The sequence below is a fragment of the Azospira sp. APE16 genome (assembly GCF_047901315.1).
GTDB classification, from domain to species: Bacteria; Pseudomonadota; Gammaproteobacteria; order Burkholderiales; family Rhodocyclaceae; genus Azospira; species Azospira oryzae.
The window spans coordinates 1,709,441-1,732,725 of the sequence record NZ_CP179682.1; the positions used below are offsets into that span (position 1 = coordinate 1,709,441).

At 69.1% G+C, this 23,285-nt stretch carries 13 protein-coding genes and 1 pseudogene; 4 read left to right on the forward strand and 10 right to left on the reverse strand.

Annotation, left to right across the window (positions count from 1 at the left end; translation table 11 throughout):
* Positions 1-36: 36 nt before the first annotated feature.
* From ACLSSQ_RS08200 to ACLSSQ_RS08225, 6 genes are all read right to left on the reverse strand, one after another.
* On the reverse strand, positions 37-1,161 hold the full coding sequence (locus ACLSSQ_RS08200; protein WP_014237809.1) for an HD domain-containing phosphohydrolase: 1,125 nt from the start codon (positions 1,159-1,161) through the stop codon (positions 37-39).
* Positions 1,158-5,015 carry a PAS domain-containing protein gene (locus ACLSSQ_RS08205; RefSeq protein WP_416244262.1) on the reverse strand — a complete coding sequence of 1,286 codons (3,858 nt, stop codon included), beginning with the start codon at positions 5,013-5,015 and terminating at the stop codon, positions 1,158-1,160. The genes ACLSSQ_RS08200 and ACLSSQ_RS08205 overlap by 4 nt, the downstream gene beginning before the upstream one ends.
* A 14-nt stretch (positions 5,016-5,029) precedes the next feature.
* The gene (locus tag ACLSSQ_RS08210) at positions 5,030-5,464 is read right to left on the reverse strand and encodes a response regulator (RefSeq protein WP_014237807.1); all 435 of its coding nucleotides are present in this window, start codon (positions 5,462-5,464) and stop codon (positions 5,030-5,032) included.
* Between the two features lie 13 nt (positions 5,465-5,477).
* On the reverse strand, positions 5,478-8,567 hold the full coding sequence (locus ACLSSQ_RS08215) for a CHASE domain-containing protein (RefSeq protein ID WP_014237806.1): 3,090 nt from the start codon (positions 8,565-8,567) through the stop codon (positions 5,478-5,480).
* Between the two features lie 183 nt (positions 8,568-8,750).
* Positions 8,751-9,272 carry a gamma carbonic anhydrase family protein gene (locus ACLSSQ_RS08220; protein WP_014237805.1) on the reverse strand — a complete coding sequence of 174 codons (522 nt, stop codon included), beginning with the start codon at positions 9,270-9,272 and terminating at the stop codon, positions 8,751-8,753.
* Between the two features lie 142 nt (positions 9,273-9,414).
* Entirely contained in the window at positions 9,415-10,983 is a 1,569-nt protein-coding gene (locus ACLSSQ_RS08225) for an aminoacyl-histidine dipeptidase (RefSeq protein ID WP_014237804.1), read from the reverse strand.
* 55 nt (positions 10,984-11,038) lie between these two features.
* Between ACLSSQ_RS08225 and ACLSSQ_RS08230 the strand changes: the two genes are divergently transcribed.
* Positions 11,039-11,443, forward strand: coding sequence for a nucleotide pyrophosphohydrolase (locus ACLSSQ_RS08230; protein WP_014237803.1), 405 nt, complete (start codon positions 11,039-11,041; stop codon positions 11,441-11,443).
* A 25-nt stretch (positions 11,444-11,468) separates the two neighbouring features.
* A complete protein-coding gene (locus tag ACLSSQ_RS08235) occupies positions 11,469-12,116 on the forward strand; it encodes an ACP phosphodiesterase (protein ID WP_014237802.1) in 648 nt (215 codons plus the stop codon).
* A 187-nt stretch (positions 12,117-12,303) separates the two neighbouring features.
* Here ACLSSQ_RS08235 and ACLSSQ_RS08240 read toward each other — a convergent pair.
* Positions 12,304-13,068: pseudogene (locus ACLSSQ_RS08240) on the reverse strand (23S rRNA (adenine(2030)-N(6))-methyltransferase RlmJ); the annotation flags it as partial.
* Complete coding sequence (locus tag ACLSSQ_RS08245; RefSeq protein WP_014237801.1) at positions 13,068-13,385, reverse strand: antibiotic biosynthesis monooxygenase family protein; 318 nt, start codon at positions 13,383-13,385, stop codon at positions 13,068-13,070. The pseudogene ACLSSQ_RS08240 and the gene ACLSSQ_RS08245, both read right to left, overlap by 1 nt.
* 338 nt (positions 13,386-13,723) lie before the next feature.
* Between ACLSSQ_RS08245 and ACLSSQ_RS08250 the strand changes: the two genes are divergently transcribed.
* Both ACLSSQ_RS08250 and ACLSSQ_RS08255 read left to right on the forward strand, forming a co-directional pair.
* Positions 13,724-14,185, forward strand: a complete 462-nt coding sequence (locus ACLSSQ_RS08250) for a DUF4442 domain-containing protein (RefSeq protein WP_014237800.1) — start codon at positions 13,724-13,726, stop codon at positions 14,183-14,185.
* Between the two features lie 209 nt (positions 14,186-14,394).
* Positions 14,395-14,940, forward strand: coding sequence for a YaeQ family protein (locus ACLSSQ_RS08255; protein WP_014237799.1), 546 nt, complete (start codon positions 14,395-14,397; stop codon positions 14,938-14,940).
* A gap of 103 nt (positions 14,941-15,043) precedes the next feature.
* Here ACLSSQ_RS08255 and pbpC read toward each other — a convergent pair whose 3' ends face one another.
* Positions 15,044-17,314, reverse strand: coding sequence for a penicillin-binding protein 1C (pbpC, locus tag ACLSSQ_RS08260; protein WP_014237798.1), 2,271 nt, complete (start codon positions 17,312-17,314; stop codon positions 15,044-15,046).
* Positions 17,315-17,321: 7 nt separating this feature from the next.
* Positions 17,322-23,003, reverse strand: a complete 5,682-nt coding sequence (locus ACLSSQ_RS08265; RefSeq protein WP_014237797.1) for an alpha-2-macroglobulin family protein — start codon at positions 23,001-23,003, stop codon at positions 17,322-17,324.
* Positions 23,004-23,285 lie beyond the last annotated feature (282 nt).

A 23,285-nucleotide genomic window follows, 5' to 3' on the forward strand; every position in this document is an offset into this window, starting at 1 on the left:
CCTCCCGCAGATTACTGATTGCTGATGTGAATTGGTTCAGTCGCTAAATTCGGTGGCGGTGCGCACGAAGGCCCGCTCCTGGGCCTGCATGGCGGCCACCACGGTGGGGTCGAAATGCCTGCCGGCCTGGCCGACGATGTAGGCCAGGGCTTCGTCGTGGGGCATGGGCGGCTTGTAGACGCGCCGGGAAATGAGGGCGTCGTAGACGTCGGCCACGGCCATCAGGCGGGCCGAGACGGGAATGTCCTCGCCCTTGATGGCCTGGGGGTAGCCGCCGCCGTCCCAGTGCTCGTGGTGGCCGTAGGCGATCTCCATGCCGTAGCGCAGGAAGTCGTTGTCTTCCCCCACTTCCTTGGCCACCTGGGAAATGGCGTCGCGGCCGATGCGGCAGTGCTCGCGCATGATTTCCCACTCGGCGGCGTCGAGCTTGCCCGGCTTGAGCAGGATGCGGTCGGGGATGCCCACCTTGCCGATGTCGTGCAGGGGGGCGGACTTGTAGAGCAGGGTCACCACCTGGTCGTCCAGGTGGTGGCGGAAGTCCGGGTGGTCCTGCAGTTCCAGGCCCAGGATGCGCACGTAGTTCTGGGTGCGGCGGATGTGGTTGCCGGTCTCGTTGTCCCGGGCCTCGGCCAGGGAGCAGAAGGCGCGGATGGTGGCCTCCTGGCCGGAAATGACCTGCTGCTTGCGCTGCAGCAGTTCCCGGGTCTGCTCCATGTATTCCCGGGTGCGCTGGGCGACCAGGGCTTCCAGGTTTTCGTTCTGCTCCCGCAGCTGGCGGCTGGTGGCGGCCAGCTGCAGGTGGGTGCGCAGGCGGGCCTTGATGCCGGGCATGGAGAAGGGCTTGTGGATGAAGTCCACCGCGCCCAGGGCCAGGCCCCGGGCTTCCACGTCCGGGCTGTCGAGGGCGGTGATGAAGATCACCGGCAGTTCCCGGGTGGTCGCATTGGCCTTGATCTGGCGGCAGAGGGAAAAACCGTCCAGGTGGGGCATGACGATGTCGAGCAGGAAAATGTCGGCCCGGCCGCCCTGCTTCAGGTAGAGCTGGACGTCGGTGCCGTCGGGGAAGGTGCGCACCTCGTAGTCTTCCTGGAGCATGGCCTCCAGCAGCAGGAGGTTTTCCGCCTGGTCGTCGGCGATCACGAGGATGGGCCGGGAGGTCATGGCGCGTTCTCCTGCAACTGGTCCAGATACTGGTGGATGGTGGCGAACAGCCGCTCCAACTGGTCCGCCAGTTCGCCGGCCAGGACCGCGCTTTCCGGCTCGCCGGCGGCGGCGGCGTATTCCAGGCGGCGGGCCAGGGTGGCGGTGGGTACGGCGGCCAGGTTGGCGGCGGAGCCGTAGAGAGCATGGCCGAGGCGGCGCAGCCGCTCCAGGTCCGGGTTGCAGGCCAGGTCCCGCAGTTCGTCGGGCAGGCGGCCGTTGCTTTCCAGGAACAGGCGCAGGAAGCGCTCCATCAGCCCGGGCTTGACCCCCAGGCGGCTGCGCAGCTGGGGCCAATCTATCGCGTCGGAATCGAGGTCGCTAGCAGGGGGAGGTGGTGGGGTTGTCGGGGTCGGCAGCGGGTTGGGCGGGGCCTGCCACAGGGGCGAGGGCCGGGCGTCGCTGCGCACCACCCGCAGGATGGCCTCCACCAGGGCGTCGAGCTGGTAGGGCTTGCCCACGTGGTCCACCATGCCGGCGTTGAGGCAGTTCTGCCGGTCTTCCAGGGTGACGTTGGCGGTGACGCCGATGATGGGCAGCTCCGGGTACTGGCGGCTCACTTCCCGGGCCGCGGTGTAGCCGTCCATGACCGGCATCTGGACGTCGGTGAGGAACAGCTGGAAGTCCTGGGGGCCGCGTCGTTGCAGGGTTTCCACCGCCTCCAGGCCGTTCTCGACGCAGACGATGCTGGCCCCTTCCGATTCCAGCAGTTCCCGCAGCACCAGCCGGTTGGCCTGGTTGTCCTCGGCGATGAGGATGGCGATGCCGCCCAGGCGGCGCTGGGGGTCCGCCGCCGTGGTGCCGGCGGCGCACTGGCCCAGGGCCAGGGATTCCACATGGCAGGCGCGCAGGGGCCGCTCCAGGTATTGCAGCTCCGGCGCCAGGGGGCTGGGAGGGGGCAGGCAGCCGGGCTGGTGCAGCACGGCCACCCGTTCGCCCCGTTGCAGCAGGCGGCCGAGGAGGGCGGGCTCCACCTTGACGTCGGCGACGACCAGGGCCAGGCCGCTGGGGGTGGTGGCCGCGTCGCCGCCGATGATGGCGGTGGAAATGCCGTAGGCCGCCAGGGTGGCGGCCAGCTGGCGCCGGTCCTCCTGCTCGAAACCGAGCAGGCCGACCTGCAGGGGCGGGGAGGGCTGGGCCTCGACCACGTTGTGCATGGGGATGCGGATGGAGAAGCAGGTGCCCTGGCCCGGGGTGGATTCCACCTCGATGCTGCCGCCCATCATCTCCACCAGGCGCTTGGTGATGGTGAGCCCCAGGCCGGTGCCGCCGAAGCGCCGGGAGGCGCCGCCGTGGCCCTGCTCGAAGGCGTGGAAGAGGCGCCCCAGCTGCTCCCGGTTCATGCCGATGCCGGTGTCGCGGATGCTGTAGATGAGGTCCTGGCCGTCCCGTTCCTCGCGCAGGGTGATGCTGCCCTGGTCGGTGAACTTGAGGGCATTGCCCAGCAGGTTGAGCAGCACCTGGGCCAGGCGCAGGGAGTCGCCGTCGAAGGCGGCGGGCAGGTTGTCGCTTTCCTCCACCCGCAGTTCCAGGCCCTTCTGGAAAACCGAGGCGGCCATCAGCTTGACCACGTGGTCCACCACCTCGCAGGGATTGGTGGGCTGCATCTCCAGCTTCATCTTGCCGGCTTCGATCTTGGAGAAGTCCAGGATGTCGTTGATGATGCCCAGGAGGTGCTGGCCGGCGTCATGGATGCGCTGGAAGCCAATCCTGGCGCGGGATTCCGGCGTCTCCCGCTGGCCCAGCTGGGCGAAGCCGAGGATGGCATTGAGCGGGGTGCGGATCTCGTGGCTCATGTTGGCGAGGAACTCGCTCTTGATGCGGGCCAGCTGCTCCGCCGCCTCCCGCGCCGCTTCCCGGGTGGCGTCGGCCTGGCGTCGCTCGGTGATGTCCTGCAGGGTGCCCACCACCTGCAGGCGGCCCTGGCGGCGCTGCACGTCGAAGGTGTCCGCCACCCAGCGGCAGGTGCCCTGCTGCAGCACCCGGTATTCGAAGAGATGGCGCCCTTCGGTGTGGAGGGCCTGGCCCATGGCCTGGGCCATGGCTTCCCGGTCCTCCGGGTGGATGGCCTGGAGGAATTCGGCGAAGCTGCCCTGGTGCAGGTCGAACAGGGTGTTGCCGCTGAGGGCCGGCAGGTGGCATTCCAGTTCCGGGTCGTATTCCCAGGCCCCCAGGCCGGCGGCGGCGATGGCCAGGCGCAGGCGGGCCTCGCTGGCCCGCAGTTCGGCGGAGCGGGATTCCACCAGCTGTTCCAGCTTGTCCCGGTGCTGCTCCAGTTCCACCTGGGTCTGGCGCAGGGCCTGCTCGGCCTGTTTCAGCTCGCTGACGTCGGTGAGGCTGGCGACGATGCCGTCGATCTGGCCGTTCTGCATCAGGGGCTGGTAGCGCAGGCTGATGTGATAGGTGCCCCGGCTGGGCCTGTCCACCGACAGCTGGAAGCGCACCGACTGGCCTTGCAGCGCCGCCTGCAGGTGGGGCAGTGCCTTCTCGAAGCGGTCCGCCGGCAGCAGCTCCTGCAGGGCCAGGCCGCGGATGCTCTCCGGCGTGTGGCCCAGGAATTCGGCGAATTCCCGGTTGCACAGGCACACCCGCAGGTCCCGGTCGTAGATGGCCAGGCCGTCGCCGGCGTTGAGCACCAGCTGCTCGTAGCGCTGCTGGTTGAGCTCGGCCAGCTTCTTGTCGTGGATGTCGATGTTCATCCCCACCCAGGCGCCGATGCGGCCGTTGGCCAGGCGCAGGGGCACGGCGCGGCAGTGGGTCCAGCGCCACTGGCCGGAATGGTGGCGCAGGCGGTGGTCCATCTCCAGGATGGAGTTCTGGCTGAGGGCCTGGCGCCAGCGCCGGGCCAGTTCCTCCTTGTCTTCCGGGTGAATGGAGGCCAGGCGCAGATCGCCGTCGGCCATGCTGCTGCCGGTGTAGGCCTGCCAGGAGGGGGAGTCCTCGAAGATTTCGCCCCGGGCGTTGCAGCTCCAGACAATCTGGGCCGAGGCTTCCACCAGGGCCTTGTAGCGGGCTTCCGTCTGCAGGGACTGGTGCTGGGCCTGGCTGATGGCGGTGACGTCGGTGTTGGTGCCGATGATGCGGCGTACCTGGCCGTCGTTGCGGATGGCCATGGCGCGGCAGAGCACGTCGTGCCAGGTGCCGTCCTTGCTGCGCATGCGCAGGACCTGCTCGATACGCTCCCGGCCGGTGGCGTCGCTGAGGATGGCCATGGCCCGGGTCAGGTCGTCCGGGTGGATGAACTGGCGCCAGGTTTCCAGGCTGCAGGGATATTCGTTTTCGCCGTAGCCGAGCATGGTGAACCAGCGGGGCGAGAGGTAGAGGGCGTTGCTGCTCAGGTCCCAGTCCCAGAGGCCGTCGTTGGTGGCGGTGAGGGCCAGGTCGAGCCGTTCCCAGACGATCTCCAGCTCCCGCTCGATGCGCTGGCGCCGCTGCTTTTCCTCGCTTTCCTCGATGCTGCGGCAGATGGCGGGCATGAGCCGGGCCAGCCGGTCCTTGAGGACGAAGTCGGAGGCGCCCAGCCTGAGCAGGTCCACCGCGTCCTCGTCCATGAGGGAGCCGGAGACGACGATCACCGGCACCTCCGGCTGGCGCCGGCGGATCAGGTGGAAGGCGTCCTCGAAAGAGAGGCCGGGAATGGAGTAGTCGCACAGCACCACATCCCAGTGGCGATCCTCCAGGGCCTCGTTGAGCTCGTCCACGTTGCCGACGTGCCGGGTTTCCACCGGGATCTCCCCGTGGCTGAGGCTGCGGGCCAGGAGCAGGTAATCGCTGGCCATGTCCTCGATGACCAGGATGTGCAGCGGCGAGAGCATGGGGCAGCCTCCTCTCAGTTCTTCGGCGGTATGTTGGTGGCCAGCCAGTACACCCCCATGCGGGCCACGGTTTCGGCGAATTCGCCGAAATCCAGGGGTTTGCGCACGAAGCTGTTGGCGCCGTCCTCGTAGGAGGCGAGGCGGTCCTGCTCTTCGTCGGAGGAGGTCAGCATCACCACCGGCAGCAGGTGGGTGCGGGAATCGGCGCGCAGGCGCTTGAGCACGTCCAGGCCGCTGATGCGGGGCAGGTTGATGTCCAGCAGCACCACGGTGGGCAGGGGCTGGCCGGCCCGTCCGGAAAACTCGCCTTCGGCGAAGAGGTAGTCCAGGGCCTGCTGGCCGTCCCGGGCCACGTCCACCTGGTTGGCCAGGTTCACCTTGCGCAGGGCCCGCAGGATCAGCTTTTCGTCCTGGTCGTTGTCTTCCACCAGCAGAATGTTCTTGTCCATGGTTCGGGTCCTTTCAAGTGGGCAGGGTGATGCGGAAGACGGCGCCCTGGTTCACCGCCGAGGAGGCCGTGATGTCGCCGCCGTGGCGGTGGATGATGCGTTGCACCGTGGCCAGGCCGATGCCGGTGCCGGCAAATTCGCTCTGCCGGTGCAGGCGCTGGAAGGGCTTGAACAGCTTGTTGGCGTAGTTCATGTCGAAGCCGGCGCCGTTGTCGGCGACGCACCAGGCGACGGTGTCGGCGGTGATGCTGTCGGCGTAGACGCGGATGTGGGGCGCCTTCTGGTGGGCCGAATACTTCCAGGCGTTTTCCATGAGGTTGCGCATCACCACTTCCAGCATGGCGGGATCGCCGTGGACCTGGATGCCGGGTTCCACCTCCAGGGTGAAATGGGCGCCCCGCTGGTGGCTGCGGATTTCCCGGGCCATGGCCTCGGCCAGGGCGGAGATGTCCACCGGCTCCCGGCGCAGTTCGCCCCGGGTGCAGCGGGAGAGGGTGAGCAGGCCGTCGATCAGTTCTCCCAGGTGGCGGCCGCCGCGGATGATCTCGTCGAGGAATTCCCTGGCCTCGCCTTCCAGCTTGTCGCCGTAGTCCTCCAGCAGCGCCTGGCTGAAGCCGGTGATGGCCCGCAGGGGCGCCCGCAGGTCGTGGGAGACGGCGTAGGCGAAGCCTTCCAGCTCGTGGTTGGCCGCCGCCAGCTCGGCGGTGCGCTCCTTCACCCGCCGTTCCAGGCTGTCGTTGAACTGGCGGATCTGCTCTTCCGCCGCCACTTCCCGGGTGATGTCCCGGGCCACGCCGGCGGCGCGCTCGGCCTTGCCCTCCGGGGTGCGTTCGAATTCCGCCGTGAGATGGACCCAGCGCAGTTCGCCCCGGTGCCGGATGCGGCACTTGATGTCGAAGGGGGCCGTACCGGCCTCGGCCTCGCGCCAGGCCTGCTGCAGGTTCGCCACGTCTTCGGCGTGGGCCAGCTGCAGCAGCTGGGCGCAGTTGTACTCGCCCGGCGGCCAGTCCACGATGGGGGTGAAGTCGGGGATGAACCAGCGGCCCTGCTTGAGGTCCGCCGCCCAGCTGGCGAAGTGGCCGAGGCGCTGGCCCTGGGAAATGATGCGGCGGGCTTCGCTGAGGGCCGCCATCATTTCCCGCTCCACCTGCACGTCCGTGTTGCTGCCGATCCAGCGGATCAGCTTGCCTTCCCGGTCCTTGAGGGCCGAGGCCCGGGTGTCGAACCAGCGGTACTGACCGTCGTGGCGGCGGATGCGCAGGTCGATGCGCAGGTTCTCGCCCCGGGCGATGCAGCTTTCCCAAGCGGCGTTGAGGCGGCCCTGGTCCTCCGGGTGGATCTGGGCCATCCAGGCCCGGCCCAGCTGCTCGCTTGCCGGCCGGCCGGTGTATTCCTCCCACTGGCGGCTGAGAAAGTCGCAACGGGTGTCCGGCGTCGCAGTCCAGATCAGCTGCTGCAGGGAATTGCACAGCTGGCGCAGCTGGTTCTCGCTTTCCTGCAGGGCCTGCTGGTCCTTGAGGGCGTCGATCAGCTGGGAGCAGCTGTCCACCACCGGCTGCAGGTAGTCGGCCAGGGCCTGGTCGTAGCCGCCGGGCCGATTGGCCAGGCCGACGCTGCCGACGATGCGGCCGTCGCGGAAGATGGGCAGGCCGAGGAAGGCCTGCATGGGCGGATGTCCGGCCGGGATGCGGTCGTTGTGCCGGGGATGATGTGCCGGATCGTTGGCGATGACTGCCGCGCCGCTGTCGATGGCGGCGGCGTAGAGACCGTTGAGGCCGACGAACTGCATGCGGCCCGCGGCCGCTCCGGCGTATTGCTGACGGCTGGCCTCGTCCCAGGCAATGTCGGAGAGGGCGAGGAAGCGCTGCACCGGCTCGCCGTCGGGGCGGTAGCTCAGTTCGGTGATGTAGCCGAACTGGCTGTTGGAGAGATCGAGGATTTCCGTCAGCACCAGGGCGAAGATGGTGTGACCGTCGTGGCCCCGGATGTAGGCGTCGCGCAGGCGGGCGATGCTGGCCAGGCGCCGGTGCTCCTGGGCCAGGGCGGCCTGGTTGCCCTGCTGTTGCCGCACTTCCCGGGCCAGGCTGCGTAGCAGCTGCAGCAGCAGCAGGCTGATGGTGCCGCCGGTGGCCAGGATGATGAGGGAGGAATGCTGCTCCAGTTCCGCCTCGAAGGCCGGGGTGCTCTGGAAGCGCAGGGTCCATTCGCGCATGGGCAAGGCCAGGGTCACCTGGGTGCGGCGGATGCCGCTGCTGTCGGTGATGCCGCTACGGGTGGCGTAGAGGCGGTTGGCTTCGCTGAAGGGGGCGCCGTCGTAGATCTCGAAGTCCAGTTCCCGGCCCCAGTGGCCCAGGATGTCGGTCATCAGGTCGCCCATACGGAAAGGGCTGTAGACGAAGCCGAGCAGGGCCTGGCGGCGCTGGGCGGTGGTTTCCAGGGGCTGGCCGGGGCGATACACCGGCATGTAGAGCACGGTGCCGGCCTGGATGTCGTGGCCGTCCTCCTGCACCAAGGTGACCCGGCTGGTGAGGGCGGCACTGTTGCGGTCCCGGGCCAGTTCCATGGCGGCGCGGCGGGTCGGGTCCGAATACATGTCGTAGCCGAAGGCCCGCTGGTTGCGCTCGGAGAAGGGCTCGATCAGGTGGATGCTGCTGTAGACGGGACGGTCGCCCCGGGGGCTGATGGCAAAGTCGGGAAAGCCTTCCTGGCGCACCTGTTTTTCGTAGGCCGCCCGCTCTTCCGCCTTGAGCATGACGGTATAGCCCAGGGCCAGGATGCCCGGGTAGTGTTCCTTCAGGTTGAGGGCCTGGAAGAAGTCCCGCCATTCCTGCCGGGTGACGTCATCCGAGGACAGGATCAGGCCGACGGCGCCGCGCAGAATCTGCTCGTGCTCCTGCATGCGCAGGGTGATGCGCTGGCTGGCCTCGGCCACGTAGCGCTGGAAGCGTTCCTCAGTGATGCGGTCGTTGGTGGCGACGGACGTGCGCCAGAACCACAGGCTCAGGGCCAGGGCAATGGTCAGGACCGCCCAGGGGCTGGCCGGGTGCAACAGCAGGGCTTGCCCCCGGGAGAGCCGGGGCGGCGGCTGGGGATGTGCCGTCATGGTCTTGTCTCCAGGCTGTGGCAGCCTTGGTTCTGGTTATTTTCCAGGCCATTATGGGGAAAAGACTATGGTGGCGACATACGAAAAAAGTAGTAGGAATAAAGACTTAAGTAGTTCTACGGATATAAAAAAGGCCGGGGTCGCTCCCGGCCTTCTGCCGCTGCCTGGCGCAGCCCGCCAGGCCTACAGCTCCACCAGCCTGCTGGCGTAGCGGCGGGCGTTGTCCACGTAATGGTCGGCGCTCTTTTGCAGCCGGGCCTTTTCCTCCTCGCTCAGCTCCCGCACCACCTTGCCGGGGGAGCCGACGATCAGCACCCCGTCGGGGAAGACCTTGCCTTCCGGGATCAGGGTATTGGCGCCGACGATGCTGTGCTTGCCGATCACCGCCCGGTTGAGGATGACGCTGCCGATGCCGATCAGGGAATTGTCGCCCACGGTGCAGCCGTGCAGCATGACCATGTGGCCCACGGTGACGTTGGCGCCGATGTGCATGGGCACGCCTTCGTCCGTATGCAGCACGGAGCCGTCCTGGATGTTGCTGTTGGCGCCGATGTGGATGGGGTCGTTGTCGCCCCGCAGCACGGCGTTCCACCAGATGGAGACGTTGTCACCCAGGCGGGCGTCGCCGATCACCGTGGCGTTGGGGGCGACCCAGGCGCTCGCGGCGATCTGGGGCGTCTTCTGGTCGATCTTGTAGATGGGCATGGGGGGCTCCTGGGGTTTGTTTTTTTAGCCACAGAGGGCACAGAGATCACAGAGAGGCGGCTATGGCAGCTGGCCTGCCTGCTGATACGGTTTGGCTTTTGCCCGCCTCTGTGTTCTCTGTGCCCTCTGTGGCAAAGGTTTGTCAGGCCCGGGGCAGGGCGGCCAGGAGGGCCACCAGGAACTGCCAGCTCCTGGCCACCGTTTCCACCTCGACCCGCTCGCCGGGAGCGTGGGCGCCGTGGATGGTGGGGCCGAAGGAGAGCATGTCCAGGCCCGGGTACTTGGCGCCGATGATGCCGCATTCGAGGCCGGCGTGGATCACCTCCACCTGGGCGCTGCCGCCGAACTGTGCGGCATAGACCTGCTGGGCCAGGGCCAGCAGGGGCGAATCCGGGTTGGGCTTCCAGCCGGAGTAGCCGTCGGTGAGCTGGCAGTCGGCGCCGATCAGGCCGAAGAGGTCGGCGATGCGCCGGGCATGGGCCTGGGCGGCGGAATCCACCAGGGAGCGCACCATGAAGTTGGCCCGGGCCTGGCCGTTGGCGACGCTGAGCACCCCCAGGTTGTTGGAGGTTTCGACGATGCCGGGCACGCTCTGGCTCATGCGGGCAACGCCGTGGGGCGCCGCGTTGAGGGCGGCCAGCAGCTGGCGCTGGGCGGCGGGGGCCATGGCCGGACCGGCCAGGGAGGGCAGCTCGGAGAGGCGCACGGATAGGCCGTTTTCAACCCCCTTCAGCTCCCGGGCAAGGGCCTGGGCGCCCGTAGCCAGGGTCGCCTCGATCTCGGCCAGGCAGGCCGGGTCCAGGATCACGGTGGCGAAGGCCTCCCGCGGCAGGGCGTTGCGGGCGGTGCCCCCTTCCAGCTGCAGCAGGCGCCAGGCCTCGGCGCCGAGTTGCTGGCCCAGTTCCCCTAGCAGGCGCACCAGCAGCTTGATGGCGTTGCCCCGCTCCTTGTGGATGTCGATGCCCGAGTGGCCGCCGCTGAGGCCGGTGAGGGAGATTTTGGCCACCGTCCAGCCCGCCGGGGCCGGCTCGCTGCTGTAGGGATAGGTCACATTGACGTCCATGCCGCCGGCGCAGCCCAGGTACAGGTGGCCCCATTCCTCGGTGTCGATGTTGATCAGGTAGCGGCCCCGCAGCAGGCCCGGGGCCAGGCCCAGGGCGCCGCCCATGCCCGCTTCCTCGTCCACCGTGAGCAGCACTTCCAGGGGCGGATGGGAGAGGCCGTCGGCTTCCAGGGCGGCCAGGGCCAGGGCCACGCCGATGCCGTTGTCGGCGCCCAGGGTGGTGTTCTCCGCCAGCAGCCAGCCGTCCTTCAGTACGGGGCGGATGGGGTCCTGCTGGAAATCGTGGCCGGTGCCGCTGTTCTGCTGGCAGACCATGTCCAGGTGGCCCTGCAGGATGACGCCGGCCTCCTGTTCCCGGCCCGGGCTGCCGGGCTTGCGGATCACCAGGTTGCCGACGCCGTCCTGCTCGCTGGCCAGGCCCCGGCCCTCAGCCCAGGCCGCCAGGTGGTCGCGCAGGGCGGCTTCGTGCTTGGACTGGCGCGGAATGGCGCAGAGGGCGGCGAAATGGCGCCACACGGCGACGGGCTGCAGGTCGGCGAAAGGGAAGTCGGGCGTGGGCTGGTAGGCGGCGACGCGGGGGGAGAGGGCGGGTGCGGCAGAGACAGAGGAGGCGGCAGTGGGGGCAGAAGAGGGGGCAGAGTCGGTCATGGTCCGGTGCGTCGGGGCATAATCACGGTCCGCCCCGTCCAACATTGAAAAGCCCATGACCTTAGCAGAAATGCCCGTCCCTGCCGACCCTGAATCCCGCTCCCCGTCCGATCTGCAGCGGCTGACCGAGGCCATCCTGGCCTTCCGCGACGAGCGGGACTGGAAGCAGTTCCACAGCCTGCGTCACCTCATCGTCTCCCTCAACCTGGAGGCGGCCGAACTGCTGGAGCTGACCCAGTGGAAGAGCGACGCCGACATGGCCGCCCTGGTGGCGGACCCGGCGGGGCGGGAGGCCCTGGCCGACGAATGCGCCGACGTACTGCTGTACCTGCTGCTGCTGACGGCGGAGGCGGGCATCGACCTGCCGGCGGCGGCCCTGGCCAAGATCGGCAAGAACGCGGCCAAGTATCCGGTGGAGAAGGCCCGGGGCTCCTCGCGCAAATACACGGAGCTGGAGTGAGCCGGGAGCACCGCCGGGGGCAGCCATGAACTTCCTGGCCCACGCCTATCTGGGCGGCGAGGTAGCGGAGCACCGCCTAGGCGGCTTCCTCGGCGACTTCGTCAAGGGGCCTCTGGACAATGCTCCGGGCGGCCTGCCGGCGGAGGTGCTGGCCGGGGTGGAACTGCACCGGCGCCTGGACAGCTTTGCCGAAACCCATCCCGCCTTCTGCCGCAGCCGGGAGCGCATCAGCCCGGCACGGCGCCGGGTGGCGGGGATCATGGTGGATCTGTTCTACGACCACTTCCTGGCCCGGGACTGGGCCGAGTGGTCAGCCCTGGCGGCGGGCGATCTGCCCCGGGGGCTGGCGCAGTTTTCCGCCGGCCTTTACGCCCAGGCAGAAGAGCTGGGGCCGGCCCTGCCGCAGCGGCTGGCGGCCATCCTGCCGCGCATGCGGGGCGACGACTGGCTGGCCTCCTACCGGGAGCCGGAGATCATCGCCCTGGCCCTGGACCGCATGGCCCAGCGCTTTACGCGCCCGAGCGCCCGGACGGCCCTTTGCGGGGCGGGCGCGGAGTTGCTGCAGGATTACGCGGGCTTTGCGGCGGATTGCCGGGCTTTCCTGCCGGACGCCCAGGCTTTTGCCCGGCGCTGGCGGCAGGCGCGCGGGGCGCCTTCCGGCCCGCCGTATTAGACGGAAAACCGGCGCTGCCCCGGGGATTGAACACCGTCGGCCGGGCCCGCTCCGGGCGTAGCGGCGTATCGCCGAGGGTGCCACCGGCGCCGCTCTCCAGGACGAAGTGGGCGCCCTTGCCGGCATCCCCTTCTTCCGCCAGCAGTTCCACCAGCCGGGGCAGCACTTCCTTCAGGGTGGCGGCCAGGGTCCAGGGCGGGTTGAGGATGAACATGCCGCTGCCGGCCATGCCGAAGCCGTCCGCGTCCGGCGAACGCACGTGCAGGGAGACGTGGAGCCAGTCCTTGGCCGGCAGGCGCTTCAGGCGGTCGGGAAACTGGCGGGATTCGGGGCGGTTGAGACAGGGATACCAGACGGCGTAGGTGCCGGTGGCGAAGCGCTGCAGGGCGTCCTGCAGGGATTTGTAGATGGTGGCGTAGTCGGTCTTGACCTCGTAGGAGGGGTCGATCAGCACCAGGGCCCGGCGCGACGGAGGCGGCAGCAGGGCCTTCATGCCGGCCAGGCCGTCGCCGGAGGTGACCTGGACCTGGCGGCCGGCATCCTTGAAGTTGGCGGCCAGCAGGCGGGCGTCGGTGCTGTGCAGCTCGTACAGGCGCAGCCGGTCGATGTCCCGCAGGCCCTGCTGGGCCAGCCAGGGGGAGCCGGGGTAGAGGCGCAGGGGGCCGTTGGCCTCGTTGCCGTTGAACTGGCGGATGCGGGCCACGTAGTCGGCCAGGGCCGGCGGCAGGTCGGCAGGAGGCACTTCCCACAGGCGGCCGATGCCGCCCTGGAATTCGGCTAGCTTCTTGGCGTAGTCCGACTTCAGGTCGTAGGCGCCGGCGCCGGCGTGGGTGTCGATGACGTAGAGGGCCTTGTCCTTCTGGGTCAGGTAGTCGAGCAGCTGGAGCAGAACCAGATGCTTGAGGACGTCGGCGTGGTTGCCGGCGTGGAAGGCGTGGCGGTAGCTGAGCATTAGATTACAGCCTTGAAAAGTTCGAGTTGGGGCGGGCCGACGTAGAGTTCCCGGGGCGTCAGGGCCGCGTTGGCGTGGGCCTTGCGGAAGGCCTCCGACTGGGTCCAGTCCTCGAAAGCCTGTTGCGAAGCCCACATGGTGTGGGAGGCGAAGAGGGTGAATTCGCCCGGGTCGTCGCCCAGGGGTTCCAGTTGCAGCAGGTGGAAGCCGAGAAAGCCCGGGACTTCGGCCAGATAGCTTTCCCGCTTTTGCCAGTGTTCGATGAAGGCGGCTTCGCTGCCCGGCTTGATGCGAAAGCGGTTCATGGCGAGGAACATGGGCGGGCTCCGGGAAATGGCGGTCGAGGGGGCGGATATTAGCGGACTTTCGCCCGCCCCGGCAGTCGCCAGGCGGGGCGCGGCTCCCGGCCCGGCGCAAGAATGGGTCGGGGGCAAAAAAGGGCTTGCCGGGGCAGGCAACTCTTGGGGAAAATAGAAGTCAAACGATCGTTTGAATTAACGCAATGGCCGGCGATGGCCGACCGTGAGCAATGCCGGAGGCTCCGGCTTTGGCCCATCGCGCCGTGGTCACGGGTCCGAGCTGACCGCCGCGGATGCCGCCCGGCGCGCCGTGGCCCGGCCGGCCATTGCCCATCCCCTTTCCCGACGAGAGATTCATGAAAGCCAGCACCTTCCGCCGCCTCATCAACCTGTGGCCGCCCTTCCTGTTCACCGGCATCCGCAGCCCCCGCATCGCCCCCGACTACCGGGAGGCGGAAGTGGAACTGCGCCTGCGCTGGTACAACCGCAATTACGTCGGCACCCATTTCGGCGGCAGCCTTTTCGCCATGACCGATCCCTGGTACATGCTGCTGCTCATGCAGCGCCTGGGCAAGGACTACCTGGTGTGGGACCAGCGGGCCGTGATCGACTTCGTGGCTCCGGGCAAGGGCGTGGTCAAGGCCCTGTTCAAGGTGGATGACGCCACCCTGGAGGAGATCGTGGCCCGCACCGCCGGCGGCGACAAATACCTGCCCGAGTTTCACATCGACGTGGTGGACGAGGCCGGGCAGGTGGTGGCCCGGGTGCACAAGACCGTCTACGTGCGGCGCAAGCGGCGGGCCCGGGGCGAGGGCTGAAAGGCGGCTGAACGGCTGCCGGCCCGGGATGCAGGAAGGACGCCATTCTCCGGGCAGGCATGCCGCTCATGCCCGTCCCTATTGCCTCCCGGGGCAGTGCCCTGCAAGGCAGCAGGACCCGGCATTACCCGGCCGCCGCGGCCCTGAGGCGCCATGAGCGGCGCCACGGCCCCCGCCGTTGTCCCAAGTGCGGGTAAAATGCCCGCCCTATGGCTCTCAAATCCACCGTATTCAAGGCCGACCTCAGCGTCGCCGACATGGACCGGCACCACTACGCCGATTATTCCCTGACCCTGGCACGGCACCCGTCGGAAACCGACGAGCGCATGATGGTGCGCCTGCTGGCCTTCGCCCTCAACGCCGACGAGCGTCTGGCCTTCTGCAAGGGCCTCTCCGACGACGACGAGCCGGACCTGTGGCGCAAGGACTACACCGAAGCCATCGAGCAGTGGATCGAAGTGGGCCTGCCGGACGAAAAGCGCATCAAGAAGGGCCTCTCCCGTTCTGCCCAGGTGCTGGTCATGGCCTACGGCGGCCGGGCGGCGGAAATCTGGTGGTCCCAGCTGGCCAGCAAGGTGGAGCGCCAGGAAAAGCTCACCGTGCTGTTCATCCCCGAAGCCCAGAGCCGCGCCCTGGCCGAACTGGCCGACCGCACCATGCGCCTCTCCTGCACCATCCAGGACGGCCATGTCCTGGTCGGCTGCGACAAGGGCACGGTGAATATCGAGCCGGTGAAGTGGCTGTACAAGGAATGAACGGAATGTGCAGGAAATGAAAAAAGGCCGGGACCACCGGCCTTTTTTTCGGCCTTTTTTCGCCCCTTTTCACGGGGGCCAGGGTTTCCTCTGCCCGGCAGCGTCAGCGCCGGCTTTTCCCTTTCAGGGCCCGGACTTCGAAGGCGGCCTCGTCGATCACCCGCTGCCGGGCATCCACCAGCTGCAGGCGGTGGCGGCCGGGCTGGGGCAGCCAGTGGGGCGCCGGCTGGGCGGCGGCCAGCCGCTTGCCGTCGAGTTGCCAGTGCCAGCCCGGGGCGGCGGGGCCGCTCAGGCGCAGTTCGATGCGTTGCAGGTTGGGCGGAATGTCCGGGTCCAGGGCCAGGATGGTGCCGTCGGCCGGGTAGGCGATGCGGCCCAGGGCCTGGCCGCCGGCCTGGCGGATGACCGTCTGTTCCGTGCCGGCGAGGAACCACTCCTGGCGGGCCGGTTCCCGGGCCGGCTCGAAGCGGATGCTCTGGCGCACCACGCCGGCGGGGGTCGGCGGCGGCCGGCTGGATTGGGGTGGCCGGGCCCGGGCCGGATCGCCCCGGTGCAGCCAGTCCATGACCTCCCGCCACACCGGTGCCGCGCCGCTGATGCCGGAAACGTCGTGCATGGGGCTGCCGCCGGCATTGCCCACCCACACCGCCACGGTGTAGCGGCGGGAATAGCCGGCGCACCAGTTGTCCCGCATGTCTTTGCTGGTGCCGGTCTTGACCGCACTCCAGTAGGGCGTGGCGAGCCAGGATTCCAGGCCGAAGGTGGAGGCCCGGGCATTGCGGTCAGCCAGGATGTCTCCCACCAGGAAGGCCGCTGCCGCGGTGAAGGCCGGGCGGGGCGCGTCGCTGAAAACCCCGGCGCAGCCTTCGCGGCGGCAGGGAATGGGCTGGGCCTTGCCATTGCTGCCGGCAGCGGTGGCAGGCACGGCCCGCAGGGGGCTCCAGCGGCCGCCGTTGGCCAGGCTGCGGTAGCCGTTGGCCAGCATCAGCAGGGAAATGTCCGCCGAGCCCAGGGCCAGGCTGTAGCCGTACCAGTCGCCATCCTGGTTGAGGCTGGACAGGCCGGCCTGCAACAGCTTGCGGCGGAAGGGCTCGGGCCCCAGGCGCACCAGGGTGCGCACCGCCGGCACGTTGAGGGAGCCGGCCAGGGCACGCCGCACCGAGACCCAGCCCTGGTAGTGGGGTTCGTAGTTCTGGGGAGCGTAGAGGCCGTTGCCCGTATCCAGGGCCAGGGGCGCATCCTCGATGAGGGAGGCGGGCGTCAGGGCCCGCTGTTCGAAGGCCAGGGCGTAGAGAAAGGGCTTGAGGGTGGAGCCGGCCTGGCGCAGGGCGGTGACCCCATCCACTTCCGCCGCCTCCGAGAGGTCGCCGCTGGAGCCGACCCAGGCCAGGATTTCGCCGCTGGCGTTGTCCAGCACCAGCACCGCGCCGTCTTCCACGTTCTGCTGCCGCAGGGCATGGAGGTGGCGCCGCAGGGCGTGGCTGGCGAACTGCTGCAGGTCCCCGTCCAGGCTGGAACGCAGGGCCTGGCCGGGGTGCTCCAGCAGCTTGCGGGCCAGGTGGGGCGCCAGTTGGGGGGCGGGGGCCTGGGGCGTGCGCTGGGCGCCGCTGAGGGCGTAGTCCACATAGGCGGCGAAGGCCTGGGCGTCGCTGCATTCCTGTTCCCGGCCCATTTCCGCCAGCAGGCGGCAGGCCCGGCGGGCCACCACGGCGGGGGCGGCATTGGGGGAGCGCAGCAGGGCAGCAGCCAGGGCGGATTCCCGCTCGTCCAGGCCGTGGGGCCACTTGCCGAACAGCTCCTGGCTCATGGCGCCGACGCCCTGCAGCTCGCCCCTGAAGGGCACCAGGTTGAGATAGGCCTCGATGATCTGGCGCTTGTTCCAGGTGCGCTCCAGGCGTCCCGCCGCCATGGACTGGCCGAGCTTGTCGAGGAAGGAGCGGCGGCCCCGGCGCTGCCCGTCCTCCTCCAGCAGGCCGGCCAGCTGCATGGTCAGGGTGCTGGCGCCCCGGGTGCGGCTGCCCCAGAAATTGCTCCAGGCGGCCTTGCCGGCGGCGCGCCAGTCCACGCCGTCATGCTCCATGAAGCGCCGGTCTTCGGAGACGATGACGGCCCGCACCAGGGCTGGGGAGATTTCCGCCAGGGGCGTCCAGGCCCGGCGCCGGACGTTGCGGTCGAGGCGCAGGCTCTGCAGCACCTGTCCGTCCCGGGCCAGCAGGGTGGCGTCGGAGGCCCGGTATTCCCGGCGCACCTGGGCGTAGTCCGGCAGGGCCTGGGCAGCAGGCGCGGCCAGCCCCAGAAGCAGGGCCAGGGTGGGGAGCAGCGCCCGTCGCCGCAGCGGCGGGCGGGGCTCCCCAAAGCCTGAAGAGCGCGGCACGGCCGGTCTAGTCGCCAACCTTGATCCGGCTGTTGGGCACTTCGCCGAACACGTCGGGGGCGTAGAGGGCCTCCACCCGGGTCGGCGGCAGGGCGAAGTCGCCGCTGTTGTTGAGGCGCAGGGTGTATTCCAGGACGAAGCGGCCCTTGGGCAGCCACTGGTAATAGGCCCGGAAGGCGCTGAAGCTGCGCTCCACGTAGCTGGGCCGCAGGCCGTGCGCGTCCCGGTTCTCATCCAGGGTGCCGATGGCGCTGTCCCGCCCGTCGCCGTCGCCCAGGATGCGGGCACCGGCGGGAATGGGGTCGCTCAGGGCCACCCAAGTCATATCCTGGTCCGCATCCACCGTCAGGGTCACGCGCCACAGATCGCCGCGGCTGACCTTGCCCGGGGTCTTCTCCTGCAGCGGCGCCACCTTGCGGCTGATGCGGTAGCCCATGGCCCGGGCCGGGCCGTCGGCCACGGCCGCCAGCACCTGCACGGTGGCCCAGGGCTTGCCGCTGCCCTGGTGGCTCAGCTGCAGCTTGTCCTCCTTGCCGGCCGGATTGGGCCAGGGCAGGGCCAGGGGGGCAGGCTGGGCAGCGCCGGCCTGGCGCCAGTCCACCTCGGCACTGGCTTTTGCCAGGCTGGCCACGGTTCTGCCGGTCACCGGCTCCCGCTCGAACTTGCGGGCGAAGCGGTCCAGGGTGACCCGGGCCCAGGCATTGGCTGTGGTGGTCAGCCAGCGACCCCGCACCTGGCGCTCCATGGCGCCCTGCACCAGGCGCGGCAGGTCCTCCTGCCAGGCCGGGTTGTCGAGCATGGCCTCGATGAGGCGGAAGGCGTTGGCGTCGGCGTTGAGCATCATCCACCACCAGTAGTCTTCCCGTTCCGTGGTGAAGGTCAGGCGGCCGCCGGTGTAGGAGAGGCGGTTGCGCAGTTCCTGCTGGGCCTCGGCCAGGCGCTTGCTGCGCTGGGGCAGGTCGGCGGTGCGCTGCAGCACCAGATACCAGTCGATGAGGGCCGCCGTGGGCAGGCGCAGGGGATCGACCTCCAGGGCCGCCACCGTGCGCGGCAGTTGCACACCCTGCCGGCCCAGGGCCTGCAGGGCGTTGAGGCGGCGCAGCAGCAGCGGGTCGCCGTAGCTGGCGGGTGCCCATTCCCCGGTGCGCAGTCGGCCTTCGGCGTAGGCGGTGAGGCCCTGGAGCATGCGCCGCTTGCTCTCCTCCGGCACGGTGAAGCCGGCCAGGGTGGTGAGGTCGAGCAGATAGGCCGTCAGGGTGGCGCTGCCCGGGGTGCCGGGGAAGTAGCCGGCCAGGCCGTTGCTGTCCAGCATGCCGGGCAGGCTGTCGGCCACGGCCTGCCAGCGCCCGGCATCGTTGAGGCCGACGGCGACGGAGGTCTTCTGCTCCAGGCAGGAGAAGGGGTACTCCTCGAAGAAGCGGCGCAGGCCCGGCGGCGGCACCGCCAGCTTGGGCGACAGGCTGATCTCCAGCCCGCCCTTGCCGGGCAGGGCGCCGGCCGGCGGACTGACGCCGACCTCGTACTTGCCGTCGACCCGGGTGAAGGTGGCCTGCTGCACCGTCACCGGCACGGCGGGGGCGACCTGCTGGGTAATCTTCAGGGCATCCTGGGCCTTGCCGCCTTCTTCTTTGGCGGTGAATTCCCAGTCCTGGTGGTTGGCACCATCGGGGGCGTCCGCCTCCCAGCTGAGTTCGGCGGCCCCTTCGGCGGCCAGGACGACCTGGCGTTCGGGCAGGCTCTGGCTGCCATGGCGGGCCTGGAGGCGCACCGTCATCTGGCGGGCGGTGCCGTTGCGCAGGGTGACCAGGGCCTTGAAATGGTCGCCCTCCCGCACCAGGGGCGGCAGGCCGGAGATGATCTGCAGGTCCTGCCGGGTGCGCACGCTGCTGCTGCCGCTGCCGAACAGGCCGGCCCCGGCCGTGGCCACACCCACCAGGCGGAATTCGCTGAGGGAATCGTTCATCGCCACCTTGAGGGTGGCGCTGCCGTTGGCATCCAGCTTGACCCGGGGCTGCCAGCTGAGCAGGGTGTCGAACAGTTCCCGGGCCGGGGCGCGGCCGCCGCCGCCGCCGGGGGGCAGGGCTTTCTTGCCGAAATGGCGCTTGCCGATGACCTGGGATTGGGCGGTGGCGGTTTCCACCTGATAGGCCCGCTTTTGCAGGAAGGCCTGCAGCAGGTCCCAGCTGTCGTTGGGGCGCAGTTCCAGCAGGGCCTGGTCCACCGCGGCAAAGGCCACCTCGCTGCCGGCGGGGGCCGGCTTGCCGTCCGGCGTGGTGACGCGGATTTTCACCGTGGCCTCTTCCCGGGGCCGGTAGTCGCTCTTGTCGCTGCTCACCTCAACCTTGAGGCGGAAGCCGTCGTTGCCCACGGCGATTTCCCCCAGGCCCAGGCGGTAGGCCGGCTTGGCCAGGTCCACCATAGCGGTGGGCTGCTCCGGGTGCCACCATTCCTTGAACCAGGCCAGGGGCTCGCGCCAGCCCCACTGGAAGAAGCTGGTCCATTTCAGGGGCTCCACCCGGCCCCGCACGGCGAGCACGGAGACATAGACATTCGGCCCCCATTCGGGTTTGACCGGGATTTCCACGGTGGGCTTGAAGCGGGAAAGGGGCTGCACGAAGGTGTCGATGATGCCGCCCGCCTCCACGGAAACCAGGGCGGTGGCTTCCCGGAAGGGCGTGCGCACCTGGAAGCGGGCCGTCTCCCCGGGCTGGTAGCTGCGCTTTTCGGGAATGACGTCGATGCGGTCCTGGTTGCCGGCGGTGAACCACAGGTCGCCGCCGCCGCTGACCCAGTAGCTGGTGCTGGCCCGGGCCACGTTGCCCTGGCTGTCCCGGGTTTCGGCCAGCAGGTGGATGGCCCCCGGCTCGCCGGCCTTGGGCTCGCACAGCAGCAGGCCCCGGCTGTCCGTGGTACCGGCGCAGACTTCGCCCATGTCCTGGTATTCCTGCTGGTTTTCGTAGGCGTAGAAACCGCCGACGATGCGCCGGCGGTGGCTGTAATCCACCCGCCGCTTGGCCTTGACGCTCACCGCCTGGCCCGCCACGGGCTTGCCCTGGATATCCAGCACCGCCACTTCGATGCGGTTCTTGCCATTGCCGGAGGCCCAGTCCGCCACCTTGATGCCCACCGCCACATTGGCCGGCCACAGTTCCACCTGGCCCCGCAGGGTCTGGATTTCCCCGTTGGGGTCGGCGAAGGTCATTTCCGCATAGACCTCGCTGGGTCCCTTGGGCTTGCCGGGCAGCACCACCTCCAGCTTGCCGGCGCCGGCCTGGTCCAGGGTCACGGCCTGGCGATCGAGAATGAGGGTTTCCTGTTCCCGGTTGGACTCCACCTTGAAGGCGGCCAGGGCAGCGGCATCGAAATCGATGTGGAAGTTGTAGGCCTCGAAGTTCTTGTACACCGGCCAGCGTGGGCGCAGGGTGGCCGAGACCTGGACTTCCGCCCGCTTGGCCGCGCCGCCGTTGAGGAAGGACAGGCCCAGGGCCAGGGGCACCTTGCCCGGCGCCACCTGGCGGGCCGGCACGCCCTGCACGCTGCCGGTGAACACCGGCAGGCGGAAGTCGGCGACCCGGAATTCCCCGGTGTACTGCTCGCCCCGCTTGCCGCCGGAGAGCACGATTTCGTAGTTGCCCAGCTTGGCCGAGTCCGGCACCTTCCAGCTGCTGGTGGCGGCGCCCTGGGCATCCCAGCTCAGGGGCTGGGGATATTCGGTACCGCTCTCGCCGTGGCGGATGACCAGGCGGGTGGGTAGCTCCTCCGCTGCCGGAATGGCAAAGCCCCGGCTGTTGCGGCTGCGGGCCAGGTGCTTCATGGAGAGGGTCTGGCCGGGACGGAAGAGGGTGCGGTCGAGCACGGAGTGGATCTTGAAGTCGCCGCTCTCGCCCCAGGTTGCCACGCCGAAGCGCCAGGGTTCGATGCCTTCGTTCCAGTCGGAGCGGACGAAGCTGTAGTCCCCGTTGAGGCGGGCGCTGGCAAAGAGGAACTGGGTATCCCGGCAGTAGGGCGCTTGCAGGGCCTGATCCACCCGGGCCCGGCCCTGGGCATCGGTGCTGCCTTGCCAGAGGGACTGGCCGTTGCAGCCGGAGATGCGCACCTCGGCGCCGGCCACCGGCTTGCCGCTGTCCAGGGCGGTGACCCAGACCAGGCCGTTGTCCCGTCCCGTTTTCAGATGCACCGCCAGGTTGGTGACCAGGGCCGCGGCCCGCACGTACATGGGCTTGGGCGTTGCCAGCAGGGCCTGGCCCAGCAGCTGGCTTTCGATTTCGACGATGTGGTAGCCGGGCTTCTGCAGGGGTACGCCGATCACCTCGAACTCGCTGCTGCCGCCGGGCTTGGGCAACTCCTGGCGGGCGACGCCGGCTCGCCCCTGGAGGAAGGAAAGCTCCCGGGCGTAGTAGGGGTCGATCAGTTCCCGCCATTCCCCATCCACCTTCAGGCGGACCTTGCGGCTCTGCTGCTCGAACTTCTCCAGGGCCAGCATGGCGGCAATCACGTCCGCATCTTCCGTCAGGCGCTGCTGGCTGAAGCGGTGCTGGCCCGGCAGGGTCAGCCCGGCGGTCTTCAGGCTGGCCTCCACGTTGCGCAGGGTGACCGGGAGCAGCCCGCCTTCCTGCAGCTCGATGATGCCGAAGGCGCCGGGAAACTTGGCCAGGGGCGGCAGCCCGCCGGTACGCAGTTTGAGGGGGAAGCTGGCGGCGTTGGCCAGGGGGCGGCCCGCGTCATCTTTCAGCCCGGCGGGGATTTCCAGGGTCAGCTCGGCATTCTGGGGCAGGGGGCCGGGGAAGCTGAGGGATTGCAGGGTGTCGCTCTTGCTGCTGCTGTTCTGGTTGGGGTCCTGGGGCTTGCGCTTGCCCTCCGGGGTGACCAGGGCGAACTGGCCGATCTGCTTGGCATCGAAAGGGGCATTGAACTGGAGGCTGAGGCCCGAGAGGGCGGAGCAGGGCGCACCGGCCTTTTCCCGCTCGCAAGAGAAGGTGGCCTTGAAGGGCTCCCGCACCTTGTAGACGAAGCTCTCCTCCTTTTCCGTCGGCGTGCCGTTGGCAGCACGGATGCCGGCGCCCCAGACCAGGCGGGCCCGGCTGCCGGCGGGCAGACGTTCGCTGCAGGTCACCACCAGGGGCGCGGCGCCCCCATTGCCTACCCGTTGCAGCACCTCCTGACGCACCTTGGCCGCCACCGGCCGGGCCGGCAGACGCTGGCCGACGCCGTCGGCTTCGCACCAAAGATTGTTTTCCAGGGAACGGGCATCCAGCTCGCCGCCGCCGTTGATGACGAAAGCCTGTTCCTCGTCGATGGCGCTGCCGGGGGACGGGACAATGCGCCAGGGCCGGGGAGGGGCGCCGAACAGCTCGAAACGGGTTTTGCCGCCGATGCTCTCCCCGCTCAGGGCAAGCTGTTGGGATTTGACCGTGAAAACGCAGCGTTCGCCGGGCTGCAGGGCGCGTGCCAGTTGCCAGGCCCAGGTGCGGGCATCCACCCAGCGGCCTTCGCCGGAGATGCGGGCGCAATCCACCTCGAAGGGCGCGGCCGCCGTGGCCTCTCCCAGCTTCACCATGTCGGCGCTGAAGCGGGCCGTGATGCGGGTCTGGTCTGCGACCTTGCCCTGGGGCTGGAACTGCTGCACGGTGGCGGCGGAGACCAGACCGGTCAGGGACAGGCTACAGACAAGCAGGGCCAGTTTTTTCATGGGCGAGCCTTTGGGGCAGGTGGCTGGGGAATGTCGCATTTTATGACGATCGCTTCGATCGTGAGTCGCGAATTGGCATGCCAAGCGCGGCAGAGGGAAAGTATCGGTCTCTGTCGTGGGCGTAGCCGGGCCGAGAGCTGTGGCGACCCGCCGGGTGTCGCCGCCCCCAGGTCGGTTGTGGCAAAGCGGAGGAAAGGGCGGTGTGAGGGCGGTCCATTCCATGCCGGATCATGCCGGCGCCACCGGCGCTGCGGTCGCCGTCCGTTCGCAGAGCGCCTGTTC